13 protein-coding genes and 1 rRNA gene are annotated in these 14,276 nt (G+C 73.3%); 2 read left to right on the forward strand and 12 right to left on the reverse strand.

Annotated elements, in window-relative coordinates; all coding sequences use genetic code 11:
• Window positions 1–32: 32 nt before the first annotated feature.
• The 5 genes from J7E97_RS24165 to J7E97_RS24185 all read right to left on the reverse strand — a co-directional run bounded on the left by J7E97_RS24165 (window position 33) and on the right by J7E97_RS24185 (window position 5,213).
• On the reverse strand, window positions 33–1,115 hold the full coding sequence (locus tag J7E97_RS24165; RefSeq protein WP_308346782.1) for a glycosyltransferase family 4 protein: 1,083 nt from the start codon (window positions 1,113–1,115) through the stop codon (window positions 33–35).
• A gap of 143 nt (window positions 1,116–1,258) precedes the next feature.
• Window positions 1,259–2,986 (reverse strand): DNA repair protein RecN, encoded by a 1,728-nt coding sequence (gene recN, locus J7E97_RS24170; protein WP_215031010.1) that lies wholly within the window; start codon window positions 2,984–2,986, stop codon window positions 1,259–1,261.
• A gap of 109 nt (window positions 2,987–3,095) precedes the next feature.
• Complete coding sequence (locus tag J7E97_RS24175; RefSeq protein ID WP_215030983.1) at window positions 3,096–4,067, reverse strand: NAD kinase; 972 nt, start codon at window positions 4,065–4,067, stop codon at window positions 3,096–3,098.
• Window positions 4,064–4,879, reverse strand: coding sequence for a TlyA family RNA methyltransferase (locus tag J7E97_RS24180; protein ID WP_215030985.1), 816 nt, complete (start codon window positions 4,877–4,879; stop codon window positions 4,064–4,066). The genes J7E97_RS24175 and J7E97_RS24180 overlap by 4 nt, the downstream gene beginning before the upstream one ends.
• Window positions 4,880–4,886: 7 nt before the next feature.
• Complete coding sequence (locus tag J7E97_RS24185) at window positions 4,887–5,213, reverse strand: hypothetical protein (protein ID WP_251055054.1); 327 nt, start codon at window positions 5,211–5,213, stop codon at window positions 4,887–4,889.
• 65 nt (window positions 5,214–5,278) lie between these two features.
• On the opposite strand from J7E97_RS24185, the gene J7E97_RS24190 reads away from it, so the two are divergent.
• Window positions 5,279–5,626 carry an SCP2 sterol-binding domain-containing protein gene (locus tag J7E97_RS24190; protein ID WP_215030987.1) on the forward strand — a complete coding sequence of 116 codons (348 nt, stop codon included), beginning with the start codon at window positions 5,279–5,281 and terminating at the stop codon, window positions 5,624–5,626.
• A 106-nt stretch (window positions 5,627–5,732) separates the two neighbouring features.
• On the opposite strand, the gene J7E97_RS24195 is transcribed toward J7E97_RS24190, so the two are convergent.
• The 4 genes from J7E97_RS24195 to J7E97_RS24210 all read right to left on the reverse strand — a co-directional run bounded on the left by J7E97_RS24195 (window position 5,733) and on the right by J7E97_RS24210 (window position 9,971).
• Complete coding sequence (locus J7E97_RS24195) at window positions 5,733–6,587, reverse strand: ABC transporter ATP-binding protein (RefSeq protein WP_215030988.1); 855 nt, start codon at window positions 6,585–6,587, stop codon at window positions 5,733–5,735.
• Window positions 6,584–7,660: a FecCD family ABC transporter permease gene (locus J7E97_RS24200; RefSeq protein ID WP_374224224.1), complete on the reverse strand. Its 1,077-nt coding sequence runs from the start codon at window positions 7,658–7,660 to the stop codon at window positions 6,584–6,586. The genes J7E97_RS24195 and J7E97_RS24200 overlap by 4 nt, the downstream gene beginning before the upstream one ends.
• Entirely contained in the window at window positions 7,657–8,703 is a 1,047-nt protein-coding gene (locus J7E97_RS24205) for an iron ABC transporter permease (protein WP_215030992.1), read from the reverse strand. The genes J7E97_RS24200 and J7E97_RS24205 overlap by 4 nt, the downstream gene beginning before the upstream one ends.
• Before the next feature lie 119 nt (window positions 8,704–8,822).
• Window positions 8,823–9,971: an HAD-IIA family hydrolase gene (locus J7E97_RS24210; protein WP_215030995.1), complete on the reverse strand. Its 1,149-nt coding sequence runs from the start codon at window positions 9,969–9,971 to the stop codon at window positions 8,823–8,825.
• Window positions 9,972–10,084: 113 nt separating this feature from the next.
• Here J7E97_RS24210 and J7E97_RS24215 point away from each other — a divergent pair, with 113 nt between their 5' ends.
• On the forward strand, window positions 10,085–11,356 hold the full coding sequence (locus tag J7E97_RS24215) for a DUF1015 domain-containing protein (RefSeq protein ID WP_215030998.1): 1,272 nt from the start codon (window positions 10,085–10,087) through the stop codon (window positions 11,354–11,356).
• A gap of 66 nt (window positions 11,357–11,422) precedes the next feature.
• Here the strand turns inward: J7E97_RS24215 and J7E97_RS24220 are convergent, their stop codons facing one another.
• The 3 genes from J7E97_RS24220 to rrf form a co-directional block, all read right to left on the reverse strand.
• Window positions 11,423–12,310 carry a hypothetical protein gene (locus J7E97_RS24220; protein ID WP_374224225.1) on the reverse strand — a complete coding sequence of 296 codons (888 nt, stop codon included), beginning with the start codon at window positions 12,308–12,310 and terminating at the stop codon, window positions 11,423–11,425.
• Window positions 12,307–13,839 carry a hypothetical protein gene (locus J7E97_RS37100; protein WP_215031016.1) on the reverse strand — a complete coding sequence of 511 codons (1,533 nt, stop codon included), beginning with the start codon at window positions 13,837–13,839 and terminating at the stop codon, window positions 12,307–12,309. The genes J7E97_RS24220 and J7E97_RS37100 overlap by 4 nt, the downstream gene beginning before the upstream one ends.
• 223 nt (window positions 13,840–14,062) lie before the next feature.
• Window positions 14,063–14,179: ribosomal RNA gene (gene rrf / locus J7E97_RS24230) — 5S ribosomal RNA — on the reverse strand.
• Window positions 14,180–14,276 lie beyond the last annotated feature (97 nt).

Consider the following 14,276-nt stretch of genomic DNA (forward strand, 5'->3'; position numbering starts at 1 on the left):
ACTCCGCCCGGTGGGTCCCGGCACGGCAGGAGCTACCTCCGCCGCGCCATCAGCTCGTCGTACACCGAGAGGACCTGCGCCACCGTGTCGTCCTCCGACGGCCACGTCCCCGCCTGCGCCCGCCCCGCCTCCGACAGCTCCGCCCGCCGCGCGGGATCCGCCAGCAGCCCCGTAACCGCCGCGGCCAGCGCATCCGCGTCGCCGTACGGGACGAGCACACCCGCGTCCCCGACCAGCTCCGGCAGGCCCCCGACCGCGGTCGCCACCAACGGCACGCCCACCCGCAGCGCCTCCTGCGCCAGCGGCGACCGCCCTTCCCACCGGCTCGGCAGGATCGCGACGTCCGCCGCCGCCAGCAGCCGGACGGCGTCCCGCCGGCGGCCGAGCAGCCGGACGGGCAGGCCCTCCAGCTGGATGCGCCGGACGAGCTCCTCCCGCATCGGGCCCTCGCCCGCGATCACCAGCAGCGGCAACGGGTCCAGCGTGCGCCAGGCGCGCGCCGCGTCGAGCAGTACGCCATACCCGCGCCTCGCCACGAGGCTCCCGACCGCGATCAGCAGCGGCCGTTCGACGACGCCCAGTTCCGCCCGCACCTTCCCCGGCTCGACGGCGGCCGAAGGCTCTTGCGGCAAAGGCACCGGCGCCGGTACCGCCACCGCCGCGAGCCGCGCGTCCCGCGCACCCAGCCGCCGGGCCAGGTCGACCTGCGCAGAGGAGGCCCCGAGGACGATCGCCGCCGCCCGGGCGACGTGCCGTTCCAGCAGCCGGCTCAGCCGGCCGGCCCCGGGGCCGCCACCGTGCCAACTGACGACCAGGGGGACCCGCCGCCCGCGCAGGGCCAGCGCGGCGCGCATGCCGGCCCGTACGCCGTGCGCGTGCACCACGTCCGCCTCGACGCACGCGGCCCGCAGCGCGCTCACCGCGTCGGGGGTGAACCGCGCACCGGCGCCGGTGAAGTCGTACTCCCCCTCCGCCTCGACGGGCGCGCACACGGTGACCCGTACGCCCCGGGCGGCGAGCCCGGTGGCCAGCGACCGCACGTGCGCGCCACCGCTCGCACCGCCGAGTACCTGGACGGTGCGAAGGACGGGGACCGATACCGGGGAGCTGCTCACGGGCCGAAGCTCCAGGGTGAGGGAGGGCAGAGACGTCGCCCAGAATGCCAGTCCGCACGCGCGTTCCGGGACCATACGGGTGCGGATCCCCTGCGAGATACCGTTCCGCACCCCCGGGCCTCACCCACACGGGCTAGCCGCGGCTACGACGAGGCCTGCGCCGCCGCCAGCAGTTCCTCCGCGTGCGCCCGCGCCGACACCGAGTCCTCGTGGCCGGCCAGCATGCGCGACAGCTCGCGGATCCGGGCCTCGCCCTCCAGGACGGTGACGCCGCTCCTGGTCACGGAGCCGTCGTTGGTCTTCTCCACCAGCAGCTGCCGGTCCGCGAAGGCCGCCACCTGCGGCAGGTGGGTGACCACCACGACCTGCGCCGACTTCGCCAGCTTCGCGAGCCGACGCCCCACCTCGATGGCCGCCTTGCCGCCGACGCCCGCGTCGACCTCGTCGAAGAGGTACGTCGGCACCGGGTCGGAGCCCGCGAACACGACCTCGACGGCCAGCATCACCCGGGACAGCTCACCGCCCGAGGCACCCTTGGCGATCGGCCGCGGCTGGGCGCCGGGGTGCGGGGCCAGCAGCAGCTCGACCTCGTCCGTGCCCGAGGGCCCGTACGCGACGAGGCGGCCGCCGACCTCCACCCCTTCGGGGTCCTCGGTCTGCCGCACGTCGATGGTCACCCGCGCGTGCGGCATCGCGAGCGAGGCCAGCTCCTCGGTGACCGCCGAGGCGAAGCGGGTCGCCGCCTCGCCCCGCGCGTCGGTCAACGCCTGGGCCAGGGCGGAGAGTTCCAGCCGCAGCCCGTCGCGTTCCGCGGTCAGCTCGTCGATCCGCTCGTCGTCGCCGTCCAGTTCCAGCAGCCGTGCGGAGCCCTGCTCGGCCCATTCCAGCACCGACCGCACGGTGTTCCCGGAGTCCCCGTACTTGCGCGTCAGCTGCGTCAGCGCCGCCCGGCGCTCCTCCACGGCCGCCAGCCGCAGCGGGTCGGCGTCCAGGTCGTCGGCGTATCCGGCGAGTTCACCGGCCACGTCCCCGAGCAGGATCCCCAGCTCCCCGATCCGCTCCGCGAGCGCGCCGAGCGCCGGGTCGTGCGCGCGTACGGATTCCAGTGCGCGGTGCGCCCCGGCGACGAGCGCGCCCGCGTCGACGCCTTCCGGGTCCTCGACGTTCCCGGCGAGGGCCGCGTGCGCGGTCTGCGCGGCCGAGGCCAGCGATTCGGCGTGGCCGAGGCGTTCGGCCTCCGCCGCCAGCTCGACGTCCTCGCCGGCGACGGGCTCCACCGCGGCGATCTCGTCGAGCCCGAACCGCAGCAGATCGGCCTCCTGGGCGCGTTCCCGGGCCCGGGTGGTGATCTCTTCGAGTTCCCCGGAGACGGCGCGCAGCCGCCGGTGGGCGGCCGCGTACTTCTCCAGCGGGACGGAGACGGCGTCGCCCGCGTACCGGTCGAGGGCCTGGCGCTGCCGGGCGGGCCGGAGCAGGCCCTGCTGGTCGGTCTGGCCGTGGACGGCGACGAGGTCTTCGGCGAGTTCCGCGAGCAGTCCGACGGGGACGGAGCGGCCGCCGACGTGGGCGCGCGAGCGGCCCTCCGCGGAAACGGTCCGGCTGATCAGCAGCGCGCCGTCGTCGAGCTCGGCGCCCGCTTCCTCCGCCCGCAGCGCGGCCGGGGCGTCCGGGCGCATGACGACGCGCCCTTCGACCACCGCCGCCTTGGCCCCGACCCGCACCAGAGCGGGGTCGGCCCGTCCGCCGAGCAGCAGCCCGAGGCTGGTGACGACCATCGTCTTGCCCGCGCCGGTCTCGCCGGTCACCGCGGTGAAACCGGGCGACAGCTCGACCACCGCGTCGTCGATGACCCCGAGCGACCGTATCCGCATCTCCTCAAGCACGGGACGACGATACCGAGGTTTCACAGGTGCCATGTGACGTCACCCGCCCAGAGTCGATCGAACAGACATGCCATTTACGTACGACTGGCCACAGAACCTAGTGCGGCGCCCCGCGCCACCCCGACACCGGCAGCGCGAACTTCGCGACCAGCCGGTCCGTGAACGACGCGTGGTGCAGCCGGGCGAGCCGCACCGGGACCGTCCCCCGCCGGACCTCCACCCGGGCCCCGGCCGGCAGCTCCACCGTCCGCCGCCCGTCGCACCACAGCACCCCGTGCGGGGTCCCGGTCTGCACCTCCACCGCCAGCACCGAGTTCGGCGAGGTCACCAGCGGCTTGGCGAACAGCGCGTGCGCGCTGATCGGCACCATCAGCAGCGCCTCCACCTCCGGCCAGACCACCGGCCCGCCGGCGGAGAAGGCGTACGCGGTGGAGCCCGTCGGAGTCGCGCAGACGATCCCGTCACAGCCGAAGCCGGACACGGGCCGCCCGTCGATCTCCAGGACCACCTCCAGCATCCGCTCCGGGGACACCTTCTGGACGGCCGCCTCGTTCAGCGCCCAGTCCCGGTGCACCACGTCCCCGTTGGTCCGCACGAGCACGTCGAGGGTCATCCGCTCCTCGACCTCGTACGCCCGCCTCACGACCCGGTCCACGACCTTGTCCAGGTCGTCCCGCTCCGCCTCCGCGAGGAACCCGACCCGGCCCAGGTTGACACCCAGCATCGGCACCCCCGAGCCGCGCGCGAACTCCGCACCGCGCAGCAGGGTCCCGTCGCCGCCCAGCACGATCAGCAGCTCGCAGCCGTCGAACACCTCCGGGGTGCACTCGGCCACGAGCTCCACCTCGGGCGGCAGCGGCAGGTCCACCGCCTCGTGTTCCAGCACCCGTACGCCCAGGCCGTTCTTCAACAGCCCCTGCACCACCAGCTCGGCGCTGCGGATGGCCGCCGGCCGCCCGGTGTGCGCGAGCAGGAAGACGGTCCGCTGCCCTGACTCCCCCGACTGCCCTGGCTCCCCCGGCTCCGCCGGTCGAGCCGAATCCGCCGGGTCCCCCGAAAGCTCTGTCACTGCGGCCCCTCCGCCACTGCACGGTCAACATCCGCCGGGTCGAGTGCCGGTGCTCCCGCCCGAAGCCACAGAAAATACTCGACGTTGCCCGACGGGCCCGGCAACGGGCTCGCCGTCACCCCGACGACACCGAGCCCCAGCTTCCAGGCCTGGGCCGCGACGTCCCGCACGGCCTGCGCCCGCAGCTCCGGGCTGCGCACCACGCCCCCGCTGCCGAGGCGGTCCTTGCCGACCTCGAACTGCGGCTTGACCATCAGCACCAGGTCCGCGTCCGGCGCGCAGCACCGTACGAGCGCCGGGAGCACCAGGCCGATCGAGATGAAGGAGAGGTCGCCGACGACGAGGTCCACGGGGAACCCGTCGAGCTGCTCGACGGTCAGCTCGCGCACGTTCGTCCGGTCCTTGACGGTGACCCGGTCGTCGCTCTGCAGCGACCAGGCGAGCTGCCCGTAACCGACGTCCACGGCCATCACGTGGTCCACGCCCGCGCGCAGCAGCACGTCCGTGAACCCGCCGGTCGAAGCGCCCGCGTCCAGCGCCCGGCGCCCCTCGACGAGCAGCCCCTGCGGCTGGAAGGCCGCGAGGGCCCCCGCCAGCTTGTGACCGCCCCGGGACACGTAGTCGGGGTCGTCGTCGTCCTTGAGGACGACGAGGGCCGCGCTGGTCTCGACCTGGGTGGCCGCCTTCGTCGCGGTACTGCCGCCGACCGTCACCCGGCCGGCGGCGATCAGCTGCGCGGCGTGCTCGCGCGAGCGGGCCATGCTGCGGCGTACCAGTTCGGCGTCCAGGCGGCGGCGTGCCACTCCTGCCACGTTCGGCTCAGCTCCTGTTTTCGTGCGGACGGGGGCCGGTGGGTGCGTCCAGCGCGGTCAGCGCGTCGCGCAGCCCCCTGTGCACATCCTCGTACACCTCGGCGTGTCCGTCCGCCGGGAGGCGGTCCGCGTCCGCCAGCCGCTCCAGGCGCGCGTCCACCTCGGCGTGCCCGGTGGGGGTGCGTACGATCCCCAGCGCGGCCGCCCCGGCGGGCTCCCCACCGGCTCCGGCCGGAGCCCCACCCGCTTCGCCCGGCTTCCCGGACCGGTCATCGGATCGCGCGGCGGACGCCACGGGCGGGTCCTCGGGCACGTCGGACACTTCGTCGGTCATGCCCCGACGCTACTCCCAAGGGCGACGGCGACCGCGCGCGGCTCTGCGGTACGGTCGTGATCACGATGGCTACGATCGAAGAGTGCCGTGAAGCACTCGACCACCTCTCCGGCAATCTGGCGCGGGCCGACGGCGACGTGCGCGGTGCGACCGCGCTCGACCGCTCCCTGACCTGCCACATCACCGACCTGGACCAGACCTTCACGGGCCGCCTCGACGCGGGACGGATCCGGGTGGACGCGGTGGTCCCCGGGCCGCCGCCCGCCAAGGCCGAGATCCGGCTCGCCATGACCGGCGACGACCTGGTCGCGCTGGTCGCGGGCGAGCTGAAGTTCGCCAAGGCCTGGGCCGGCGGCCGGATCCGCCTGGAGGCCGGCTTCCGCGACCTGCTGAGGCTCAAGAGCCTGCTGTAGGTCCAGCCCCGCCGGCGGTCGGGGCGCGGGGGTCCGGAGCGGAGCCCCGGGAACGGCGCCGCACCCGCCACCCGGCGCGAGCCGTCGGCGAACGGCGCCGTACCCGCTACCGCGCGTGAGCCACCGCACGGGCACGAGCATCGCGCGCCGCCGGGATCACCAGCGGGGTCCCCGTCTGCGGGTCGTCGATGATCTGGCAGCGCAGCCCGAACACCCGCTCCACCAGCTCCGCCGTGACCACCTCGGCCGGCGGCCCCTCGGCGACGACCTTCCCGTCCCGCATCGCGATCAGGTGCGTCGCGTAGCGGGCCGCGTGGTTGAGGTCGTGGAGCACGGCGACCAAGGTCCGCCCCCGGTTCTCGTGCAGCTCCGCGCACAGGTCCAGCACGTCGATCTGGTGCTGGATGTCGAGGTACGTCGTCGGCTCGTCCAGCAGCAGCAGCGGTGTCTGCTGCGCCAGCGCCATCGCGATCCACACGCGCTGCCGCTGCCCGCCCGACAGCTCGTCCACGGCCCGGTCCGCGAGCTCGGCGACCCCGGTGGAGGCCATCGACTCCTCGACGATCCGCTCGTCCTCGGCCGACCACTGCCGCAGCAGCCCCTGGTGCGGGTAGCGGCCGCGCGAGACCAGGTCGCCGACCGTGATCCCGTCGGGCGCGATCGAGGACTGCGGCAGCAGCCCCAGCGTCTTGGCGACCTTCTTCGCCGGCATCGACCCGATGGCCTGCCCGTCCAGCAGCACGCGCCCCTGCGAGGGCTTGAGCATCCGCGAGAGGGCGCGCAGCAGGGTGGACTTGCCGCAGGCGTTGGGTCCGACGATCACGGTGAAGGAGTTGTCCGGGATCTCCACCGAAAGGTTCTCGGCGATGACCCGCTGGTCGTAGCCGAGGGTCACGTTCTCCGCGGTCAGCCGCTGCACTTGCCTGCTCCTTCGATTGCTCATGCTCCTTTGGCCGCTCATATGCGTCCCGCCTTGCGCTCGGTGACGAGCAGCCAGAGCAGGTAGACGCCGCCGACCAGGCCCGTCACCACGCCCACCGGCAGCTGGTCGGCGCCGAAGGCCCGCTGGGAGGCCCAGTCGGACACCGTCAGCAGGAGGGCGCCCATCAGTGCGCCGGTCAGCGGGCCCGCCCCGGGCGAGCGGGTCAGCCGGCGCGCCAGCTGCGGCGCGGCCAGCGCCACGAAGCTGATCGGCCCCGCGGCGGCGCTGGCCGCGGTGGTCAGCAGGATCGCCGCCGCCATGAGCAGCAGCCGGGTCCGCTCCACCCGCACGCCGAGGGCGTACGCCGCGTCGTCGCCCATCTCGATCACCCGCAGCGCCCGGCTCCGGCCGAGGATCAGCGGGAACAGCACCGCGCAGGTGGCGAGCAGCGGCCAGACCTGCGCCCAGTCCCGGCCCGCGAGCGAGCCGGTCAGCCAGACCATCGCGCGGGTGGCCTCGGTGAGCTGTGCCTTCGTCAGCAGGTACTGGATGACGGCGATGAGCATCGCGGAGGCGCCGATGCCGACGAGGACCAGCCGGTAGCCGTGGATGCCCTGCTTGTAGGCGAGCAGGTACACGAGGAGCCCGGCCACCAGACCTCCCACCAGCGCGCCCGCGGCCACCTGGCCCGCGCTGCCGTGGAACAGGATGATGACGACCAGCGCCCCGACGGCCGAGCCGTAGCCGAAGCCCAGTACGTCGGGGGAGCCGAGCGGATTGCGCGAGACGGACTGGAAGACCGCGCCGGCCATGCCGAGGGCCGCGCCGACGAGCAGGGCGACCAAGACCCGCGGCAACCGCAGGTCGTTGATGATGAAGTCGTGCGCGGGAGTGCCGTTGCCCAGCAGGGTCCGCACGACGTCCCACGGGCCGATCTGGAAGTCGCCGGTGCCGATGAGGACCACGGCCATGGCCAGCGAGAGCGCCAGGAGCAGCACTCCGACGCCCAGCGCCCGCCGCTCGACGCGCAGCGATATCCCTCCGGGCAGGTGCAGCGGCCGGGGTCCGGGACGGCCACGGTGCCCCTTTCGGGGTGTGTCGGTCACGGTCACAGCTGGGCCGTCCTCTTGCGCCGGACGAGGTGGATGAAGACGGGCCCGCCGACGAGGGCGGTGACGATGCCGACCTGGAGTTCGGCGGGCCGGGTGACGACCCGACCGATGACGTCGGCGCCGAGCAGCAGGACCGGCGAGAGCACCGCCGAGTAGGCGAGCACCCAGCGCATGTCCGGCCCGGTGAACACCCGTACGAGGTGCGGGATCATCAGACCGACGAAGACGATCGGCCCGCACGCGGCGGTGGCCGCCCCGCACAGCAGGGTGATGGCGATCATCGCGCCGATCCGGGTCCGCGTCAGGTTCGCGCCGAGCGCCCGCGCCGTGTCGTCGCCCATGGCCATGGCGTTGAGCGGCCGGCCGAGGGTGAGCGCGAGCACGGCCCCGGTCAGCAGGAAGGGCGCCACCTGCTCGACGGTGTCCATGTTGGCGGCAGCGAGCGAACCCACGGTCCAGAAGCGGAGCTTGTCCAGCGCCTTGCTGTCCATCAGCTGCACGGCGTTGATGTAGCCGACGAGGGCCGCGCTGGCCGCCGTACCGGCGAGCGCGAGGCGCACCGGCGTGGCGCTGCGGCTGCCCCCGAGCAGGTACACGACGACGGAGACGACGGCGGCGCCGAGGAAGGCCCACCACACGAACTCGGAGAGCGAGTCCGCTCCGAGGAAGCTGATGGCCGATACGACGGCGGCCGCGGCCCCGGCGTTGACGCCGAGGATGCCGGGCTCGGCCAGCGGATTGCGGGTCAGGGCCTGCATCACGGCGCCGGACAGGCCGAGGCCGAGGCCGACGAGCACCCCGAGGAGGGTGCGCGGGACCCGCAGGTCGCGCACCACGACGTCGGAGGTCGTCCCGGAGTAGTGGAACAGGCCGTGCCAGACCTCTTCGAGGGGCATCTGCTTGGCGCCGACGGCGATGCTCGCCACCGCGATCAGCGCGAGCACGCCGAAGGCGGCCAGCAGACCGGCGGCTCGCGCGCCGTGGCGCGAGCGGGCGGCGGCGACGGGCGCCGCGCTCTGTTCGGGGGGACTCTCGACCAACACGGAAGTTAGGTTAGCCTACCCTCTGCATTGCTCGGATCCTCCGAACGGCCCCGGCCGGGGAGCACCGCTGCGGGACCCCCGTTCCGGCGGCCCTTCAGTCCCAGCCGTCCGGGCAGCCCCTACAGCCCCAGCCTGGCCAGCGCCTTGCCCGCGTCCAGCCCGCACGAACCGTCCCCGGCATGCGTCCAGGCCGCCGCGCACAGCGCCCGCAGCCCGTCGATGGCGTCCGGCGTCCCGCCGTCCCGTGCACCCCCGGACCGCGGCGCCCCGTCCTGCGTCCCGCCGTCCCGCGCCCCGCCGTCCCGCGCAGCGTCCTCCTCCCCCCCCAGCTCTAGTACGCCGTCCAGCGCGACCGCGGTCCAGCGCCCGCAGCGGAAGCCCGCCGCACCGCCGCCGACACCGTCCGTCCCGCCGCCGACCGCCTCCACCTCCCGCTGCCCGGTCAGCATCCCGCGCAGATCCCGGTCCACGTACGTCGGCCGGTGCTTCGGCTCCGCCCGCAGCAGCTGCGCCGCGTCCGTGACCCCGGTCAGCACCAGCAGCGAGTCCACGCCCCCGTTGAAGGCGCCCTCGATGTCGGTGTCCAGCCGGTCGCCGACCACCAGCGGCCGCTTCGCCCCGGTCCGCAGCACGGTCTCCCGGTGCATCGGGGGCAGCGGCTTTCCGGCCACCTGCGGCTCGGCGCCCGTGGCGATCCGCACGACCTCCACCGCCGCCCCGTTGCCCGGCGCGATCCCCCGCGCCCCCGGAATGGTCAGGTCGGTGTTCGAGGCGTACCACGGCACCCCGCGGTTGATCGCGTACGACGCCTCCGCGAACCGCCCCCACGGCAGGTCCGGCCCGCCGTACCCCTGGACCACCGCCGCGAGCCCCTCCTCCTCCGCGGAGTCCACCGGCACCAGCCCGCGCTCGCGCAGCGCCACCCGCAGCCCCTCCCCGCCGATGACCAGCACCTTCGACCCGGGCTCCACCTGCTCCGCGATGAGGCGCGCCACCGCCTGCGCGGAGGTGATCACCTCGGCCGCCTCCGTCGGGATCCCGAGCTCGCCCAGGTGCTCCGCGACCGCGTCCGGGGTGCGCAGCGCGTTGTTCGTGACGTACGCGAGGTGCATCCCGTCGGCCCGCGCCGCCGCGAGCGACTCCACGGCGTGCGCGATGGCCTCGCCGCCCGCGTACACCACCCCGTCGAGGTCGAGCAGAGCCGTGTCGTACGCCTGGTGCAGACTCCGCTCACTGCCTGCGGGGCTGGTCCTGCTCTGCCGGGTCATGGTGTCCGCTCCTTCTGGGGCCCTCCCAGCGGTAGCTGGGGGAGATCGATCTTGTCCGGTTTCCGTACTCCCCCGATCATCCCGCACGGCAAGACGCGTCTTACGATTCACCAATGACCACATCTGGCACCGCGGACCACGGGCTGCGGCTGATCCCGTTCCATGGCCTGCGCTATGTCCCCGAGCGGGTCGGCAGCCTGGCCGCCGTCACCTCACCGCCGTACGACGTGGTCGTGCGCCCCGACGGACTCAACCACCTTGAGTCCGCCGACCCCCACAACATCGTCCGCCTGATCCTTCCGCAGGCCGACACCCCCGCCGCACGCAACCAGCAGGCGGCGCGCACCCTGCACGACTGGCTCGCCGAGGGCATCCTCAGCGCCGACCCCGAGCCCGCGCTCTACGTCTACGAGCAGCGCAAGGGCGGCCTGTTGCAGCGCGGTCTCATCGGCGCCCTCGCCCTGTCCGCCGCGGAGGCGGGCGTCGTCCTGCCCCACGAGGACGTCATGCCCCACGTGGTCACGGACCGCGCCGGCCTGATGCGGGCCACCTCGGCCAACCTGGAACCGCTCCTGCTCACCTACCTCGGCGACGACCCGTCGGCCGGCGCGGCCGCGGTCGTCGAACGGACCGCGCGGCAGGCCCCGTTGTTCTCCACCACCACCGAGGACGGCTTCCAGCACCGCCTGTGGTCCGTCACCGACCCCGCCGACCTGGCGGCCATCACCTCCGACCTGGGCGACCGCCAGGCCCTCATCGCCGACGGCCACCACCGCTGGGCGACGTACCTGCGCCTCCAGGAGGAGCACGGCTCCCCCACCGCCTGGGACTTCGGCCTGGTCCTCCTAGTGGACACCGCCCGCTATCCGCTCCAGGTACGCGCCATTCACCGGCTGCTCCGCCGCCTCCCGCTCCCCGACGCCGTGGCCGCCCTCGAGGGGCACTTCCGGGTCCGCCCGGTCGAGGGCCCGCTGCCACTGGCCATGGAGGCCCTGGAGGAGGCCGCGGAACGCGGCAACGCCTTCCTCCTCACCGGCGACGGCACCTTCCACCTGGTCACCGACCCGGACCCGGCGCTCATCGCCCGCACCGTCCGCCGCGACCGCCCCGAGGCCTGGCGCCGGCTGGACGCCACCGTGCTCCACGCGACCCTCCTCGACACCCTCTGGGATATCCCGGACACCCCCGACCAGATCGTGTACATCCACGACACGGAGGCCACGGTCGAGATGGCGGAGCGCATCGGCGGCACGGCGGTCCTGATGCATCCCGTACGGGAGGCGATCGTCCGGGACCTAGCCCGCCAGGGCGTGACGATGCCCCGCAAGTCCACGTCCTTCGGCCCGAAACCGGCCACGGGCCTGGTGCTGCGCAGCCTGGACTGAGCGGCCGGGCCGGGATACGCGAAAGGGCGGCACCCCCACCGGGGGTACCGCCCTTCCTCAGCTCACTCAGCCCTTGTCGCGGCTGTCCTCGTCGCGAACGACGGTCTCGTCGGTGAGGTCGTCATCGGCACCGCTGCCGGCGCCGACCTCGCCCTCGTACTCGTCGTCGTCCTCGTCGTAGTACTCGGCCTGGTCGGAGGCGCGCTCGGCGGCCACGACCTCGGGGTCGTCGTCCCCGTCCTGGTCCTCGTCCTCGTCGTCGTACTCGTCCTCGACGTCGCGGTCGAGGTCGGCACCGGCACCCGGGGCCTCGTCGACATCGGCATCGTCATCGGCGTCGGCGGCGTCGACGAACTCGACCCCGTCCAGCTCGGCGAGCCGGTCGGAGGCGTCCGTAGCCCCGTCCTTGTCGGCCTCGAGGGTCTTGGCGAACCACTCGCGCGCCTCGTCCTCACGGCCGGCCGCCAACAGGGCGTCGGCGTAGGCGTACCGCAGACGGGCGGTCCACGGCTGGACGGAGTGGGAAGCCAGCTCGGGGCTCTGCAGGGTCACGATCGCAGCTTCGAGCTGCCCCATGTCCCGCCGGGCACCGGCCGCGACCAGACGCATCTCGACCTGCCCGGCCTTGTCCAGCTTCTGGACCTCGGGCTCGCCGGCCATGGTCAGCGCCCGCTCCGGGCGTCCGAGACCGCGCTCGCAGTCCGCGATGACCGGCCACAGCTCCGGGGAACCGGTCATGCGCTTGGCGGCGCGGAACTCCGCGATCGCCTCGGCGTACTTCTGCGTGGCGTACGCGGCGAAGCCGGCGGCCTCGCGCACGGCGGCCACGCGGGAGGCCAGACGCAGTGCGATGCGCGAGTAGGCGTACGCCTGCTCCGGGTCCTCATCGATCAGCCGGGCCACCATGACCAGGTTCTTGGAGACTTCCTCGGCCAGGCCCTTGGGCAGGCTCAGGAGCTCCTGACGGACATCGGAGTCGATCTCGAAGCCGGTGACGTCGTCGTCGATCGGAAGCCGCTTGACCGGGTCACGGTCCGCGCGGAAGCCACGGTCGTCGCCACGGTCGTCACGACCACGGAAACCACCGCGATCGCCGCCGCCACGGTCGTCACGACGGGGGTACGACGGACGGTCGCCACCACGGTCATCGCGGCCGCCACGGAACCCCCCACGGTCGTCCTCACGACGCGGGTACGAGGGACGCTCGCCACCACGGTCATCGCGGCCACCACGGAATCCACCACGGTCGTCCTCACGACGCGGGAAGGACGGACGGTCCCCACCACGGTCATCACGACGGGGGTACGAGGGACGGTCGCCACCACCAGTGGGACGGCCACCACGGTCATCGTCACGGCGCGGGAAGGACGGACGGTCCCCACCCCGGTCATCACGACGCGGGAACGACGGACGGTCGCCACGGTCGTTGCCGCGGAAGCCACCACCGGTGGGACGGTCACCACGGTCGTTGCCACGGAAACCGCCGCCCGTGGGACGGTCGCCGCCACGGTCATCACGACGGGGGTACGACGGACGGTCGCCACCACGGTCATCACGGCCGCCACGGAACCCGCCACGGTCGTCCTCACGGCGCGGGAAGGACGGACGGTCCCCACCACGGTCGTCACGACGCGGGAACGAGGGACGGTCGCCACGGTCGTTGCCGCGGAAGCCACCACCGGTGGGACGGTCACCGCGGTCGTTGCCACGGAAACCGCCGCCCGTGGGACGGTCGCCGCCACGGTCATCACGACGCGGGTAAGAGGGACGGTCGCCACCACCAGTGGGACGGCCACCACGGTCATCGTCACGGCGCGGGAAGGACGGACGGTCCCCACCCCGGTCATCACGACGCGGGAACGACGGACGGTCACCGCGGTCGTTGCCACGGAAACCGCCGCCCGTGGGACGGTCACCACGGTCGTTGCCACGGAAACCGCCGCCCGTGGGACGGTCGCCGCCACGGTCATCACGACGCGCGTACGAGGGACGGTCGCCACCACCAGTGGGACGGCCACCACGGTCATCGTCACGGCGCGGGAAGGACGGACGGTCCCCACCACGGTCGTCACGACGCGGGAACGAGGGACGGTCGCCACGGTCGTTGCCGCGGAAGCCACCACCGGTGGGACGGTCACCACGGTCGTTGCCACGGAAACCGCCGCCCGTGGGACGGTCGCCGCCACGGTCATCACGACGCGGGTAAGAGGGACGGTCCCCACCACCAGTGGGACGGCCACCACGGTCATCGTCACGGCGCGGGAAGGACGGACGGTCGCCACCACCGGTGGGACGGCCCCCACGGTCGTCATCACGACGCGGGTAAGAGGGACGGTCCCCACCACCAGTGGGACGGCCACCACGGTCGTCACGACGGAAACCGCCGCCGGCACCGCCGGCACCGGCACCTGCGCCGCTACCGGCCGGCCGGCCACCGCGGTCATCGCGACGGAAGGGCGGACGGTCGCCGCCACGGTCGTCACGGCCCCCGCGGTAGCCGCCCCTGTCACCGCCGTCGTTGCGCCGAGGCTCGCGCTCCGGACGATCGTCGGGAGAGTTGGACATGGGTGTGACTCCTGTCTTCGGGGTACCGCTAGTCATTCTCGCGCAACCAACCCATGGCCGCGCTTCGGCGTAAAGCTTTGGAAAACAAAAAAGACCCTTGGTCCAGCGTTGAACGCTGGACCAAGGGTCCTTTGAAAAATTGTTCGGCGGCGTCCTACTCTCCCACAGGGTCCCCCCTGCAGTACCATCGGCGCTGAAAGGCTTAGCTTCCGGGTTCGGAATGTAACCGGGCGTTTCCCTAACGCTATGACCACCGAAACCCTAATCGGTTTCGAGCGAACAAGCACACTTTGTAGTTGTGTTCCAGCTCAAGAAACCAGCAACCGTTCGTTGCTTCAGAACTAACACAGTGGAC

The organism is Streptomyces sp. ISL-66, assembly GCF_018614135.1.
GTDB lineage: Bacteria > Actinomycetota > Actinomycetes > Streptomycetales > Streptomycetaceae > Streptomyces.